A 3422-nucleotide genomic window follows, 5' to 3' on the forward strand; every position below is an offset into this window, starting at 1 on the left:
ACCCACCGAACATCACGGTGTCGTCCTCCACGGTGATGTGGTGGCTGCGCAGGTCACCGTGGGCGATCTGGCGGTCGGGTGGGTGGTGGGCGCGCTGGTGGTGCTCGTCGTCGGCACGCCCGCGCTCGAGGTGCCGTTGGACGCGGCGGTGCGCGCCCTGGCCAAGGCGGGCTTCACCGTCACGCGGCTCACCGTGGTCCGGCCGGCCGGCCGTGGCCCGCTGATCCTTTCGGCGGAGGGCGAACATCTCGGTGACACGGCGCTGATCGAGTTGTACGGCCCGCATCAACGCAGCGGCGGAGCGCTGCGCCAGCTCTGGGGAAAGCTGAAGCTGCGCGACGCCGAAACCGCGCCCCTAGTGACCTCCATGCGCCGCGCCGTCGAACACCGCGCGCTGATGGCGATCGCCATCGGCAACGCGGGCCTGGCCAACACGGCGACGGTCGCGGTCGCGCCGCTGGACCGCGGCTGGATGCTGTACTCGCACCGGCGCCCGCTCGGCACCCCCATTGACGAATGCGCGACGACGACTCCCGTTGCCCGGCTGTGGGAATCGCTGAAAGTCCTCAACGACCGCCAGGCCCACCAACGAGCGCGCCGGGACGATGGCGCTGACCACCAGATGGATCGGAACGAAGGCCAGCAGCAGGGCCCACCACCAGTGCCGCCAGCGCGCCGGCAGCCAGGGCCCCGACACCGTCAGCACCGCCGCCAGCATCCCGATCCACCGCGGGTCGTCGAGGAACTGCGCCGGCAGCGTGGTCAGCCGGTCGAGGGCGTCGAAGTGCCACCGCGGCGCGGCGAGGCCGGTGCCGCTGATCGACAACAACACGATCGCGCTCAGCCCCGCGGTGGCGTAGGCGCCCAGCAGTTTCCACTGCCCGGCGACGCTCAGGCCGATGAGGATCATGAACGGCAACGCCACGATCGCAAGGCCGTAGATCAGGTACGCCACGTCGGATTGGGTCGGCGACAAGACGCCGACGATCTGCGACACGGATCTCTCCAGCGCGATCCACTGCGGGCGGGTGATCACCGAGCCCGTGATCACCAGCGCCAGGAAGAGCAACGCCAGGATCAGCCGCAGGATGTCGTTGGTCCGCCGGGTCAACGGCTGCAGCAGGTTGCCGGAGACGATGATGTCGCGCCCGTCAACTCGCATGTATGAAGGATCCTTCGGCTTCGCTCGGCACCGCTGAGCCTTGCTTTCGGCCCGCGCAGTGGCCCGCCGACAAGTTAACGCAATACCCGGTTCGTTGACAGCTTCCACTCATCCGGCGCGCGTAGGGTCGGGTAGGTAGGCGTGCTAGCGAATTGGGGGCGGGTGGCGGCGTGGCCAGGACGGACGACGACAGCTGGGAGATCACCGAGAGCGTGGGCGCCACGGCGCTGGGCGTGGCGGCGGCCCGGGCCGCGGAGACCGAGAGCGAGAACCCGCTGATCAGCGATCCGTTCGCGCGGGTGTTCCTGCAGGCCGCGGGAGCGGGCGTGTGGGACTGGTTCGCGGCCCCCAACCTGCCCGCCCAGGTCGCCGAGATCGATCCGGACCTCAAGCCGCGGATGCAGGGGATGGTCGACTACATGGCCGCGCGGACGGCGTTCTTCGACAAGTTCTTCCTCGACGCGACCGGCGCGGGCGTGCGGCAGGTGGTGATCCTGGCGGCCGGGCTGGACTCGCGGGCGTGGCGGTTGCCCTGGCCGGACGGCACCACGGTGTACGAGTTGGACCAGCCGCGGGTGCTGGAGTTCAAGTCCGCGACGCTGCGCGACAAGGGCGCCGAGCCGACCTGCGAGCTGGTCAGCGTTCCCGTCGACCTGCGCCACCACTGGCCGTCCGCCTTGCAGGGCGCGGGATTTGACGCGCACGCGCCCAGCGTGTGGTCGGCCGAGGGGCTGTTGCCGTTTCTGCCGGCGACCGCCCAGGAGTTGTTGTTCGAGCGGGTACAGGCGCTCGGCACGCAAGGCAGCCGGATCGCCGTGGAGGCGCCAGGCCCCGACTTCCTCGACGAGGGCGCCCGCGACAGGCAGCGCCAGACCATGCAGCGGGTGCGCGACCTGATGGCCGAACTGGAGCCCGACCGCGACATTCCCGACGTGCAAGACCTGTGGTACTTCGAGGAACGCGAAGACGTGGCCGACTGGTTAGGTCGGCACGGCTGGGACGTGACGGTCACCCCGGCCCCCGAGCTGATGGCCGGGTACGACCGCAGGCCACCACAAGACATCGACGACGCCACACCACAGACGCTGTTCGTGTCTGCGCATCGGACGAGAGGAAACTGACTGTGCCCAGGACCGACAACGACAGCTGGGAGATCACCGAAAGCGTGGGGGCGACCGCGCTGGGGGTGGCCTCGGCCCGCGCGGCGGAGACCCGTAACGAAAACCCCTTGATCACGGACCCATTCGCGCAGGTTTTCCTTGACGCCGCCGGGGACGGCGTGTGGAACTGGCATTCCGCGGCGCAGTTGCCGGCCGAGATCATCGAGGCCGAGCCGACGTTGCCGCTGCAGATGCAGTCGATGGTCGGTTATATGGCCTCGCGCACAGCGTTTTTCGACAGTTTCTTCCGCGAAGCGACCGGCGCAGGCATTCGCCAGGCGGTGATCCTGGCGGCCGGCCTGGACGCGCGGTCCTGGCGGTTGGCGTGGCCTGCGGGCACGACGGTCTACGAGCTCGACCAGACCAAGGTGCTGGACTTCAAGGCGGCCACGTTGGCCGAACATGGGGCGCAGCCCGCCTGTAATCGCGTCGCGGTGCCGGTGGACCTGCGCCAGGATTGGCCGACCGCGTTGCGGCAGGCGGGTTTTGACGCCGACGCGCCCAGCGTCTGGTCGGCCGAGGGATTGATGCCCTATCTGCCGGCGGCCGCCCAAGAGCTGCTGTTCGAACGCATCCAGGGGCTGACCGCGCCGGGCAGCCGGGTGGCCGTGGAGGCCCTGGGTCCGAAGTTCCTCGACCCGCAGGCCCGCGCCAAGCGCCGCGAGCGGATGGATCGGATCCGCGGGCTGATGGCCGGCGTGGATCCGGATCGTGAGATACCCCGCACCGACGAACTCTGGTATTTCGAGGAGCGCGAGGACGTCGGCGAATGGTTCGGCCGCCACGGCTGGGAGGTGACGGTCACCCCGGCCGACGAATTGATGGCCGGCTATGGGCGTGCGGCGCCCGAGGAGGTTCGCGACTACGTGCCCGGCAATCTGTTCGTCGCGGCGCAGCGCGCGGCGAGCTAGCGCCAATGTCCACGGCGGGGTAGGCGGTCCAGGCGCGAACGAATACCTCTGCGCCCCAACGTTTTAGAGCACCGATGCGTTGCCGGTAAGGACCCGTCGTCCCTAGTTGTTTGGTGGTGGGTGGGGTTGGAAGGGTGTGTACCACCACCAGTCGGCGCGTTCGCCGATCGGTCCCGGACACGGCGCCAC

General features: G+C 69.4%; 2 protein-coding genes and 2 pseudogenes. 3 read left to right on the forward strand and 1 reads right to left on the reverse strand.

All coding sequences use genetic code 11. The features are described from left to right. Positions 1-580 (forward strand): annotated as a pseudogene (locus tag A5624_RS27305) (TIGR00374 family protein); the annotation flags it as partial. Here the strand turns inward: A5624_RS27305 and A5624_RS08495 are convergent. Then, a pseudogene (locus A5624_RS08495) lies at positions 572-1162 on the reverse strand (TIGR00374 family protein); the annotation flags it as partial. The pseudogenes A5624_RS27305 and A5624_RS08495 overlap by 9 nt on opposite strands. Positions 1163-1332: 170 nt before the next feature. Here A5624_RS08495 and A5624_RS08500 point away from each other — a divergent pair. Both A5624_RS08500 and A5624_RS08505 read left to right on the forward strand, forming a co-directional pair. Next, a complete protein-coding gene (locus tag A5624_RS08500) occupies positions 1333-2283 on the forward strand; it encodes a class I SAM-dependent methyltransferase (RefSeq protein ID WP_066864541.1) in 951 nt (316 codons plus the stop codon). 2 nt (positions 2284-2285) lie between these two features. Continuing rightward, on the forward strand, positions 2286-3233 hold the full coding sequence (locus A5624_RS08505; RefSeq protein ID WP_066864545.1) for a class I SAM-dependent methyltransferase: 948 nt from the start codon (positions 2286-2288) through the stop codon (positions 3231-3233). Positions 3234-3422 lie beyond the last annotated feature (189 nt).

Source organism: Mycobacterium sp. 1482292.6 (assembly GCF_001672995.1).
GTDB lineage: Bacteria > Actinomycetota > Actinomycetes > Mycobacteriales > Mycobacteriaceae > Mycobacterium > Mycobacterium europaeum_A.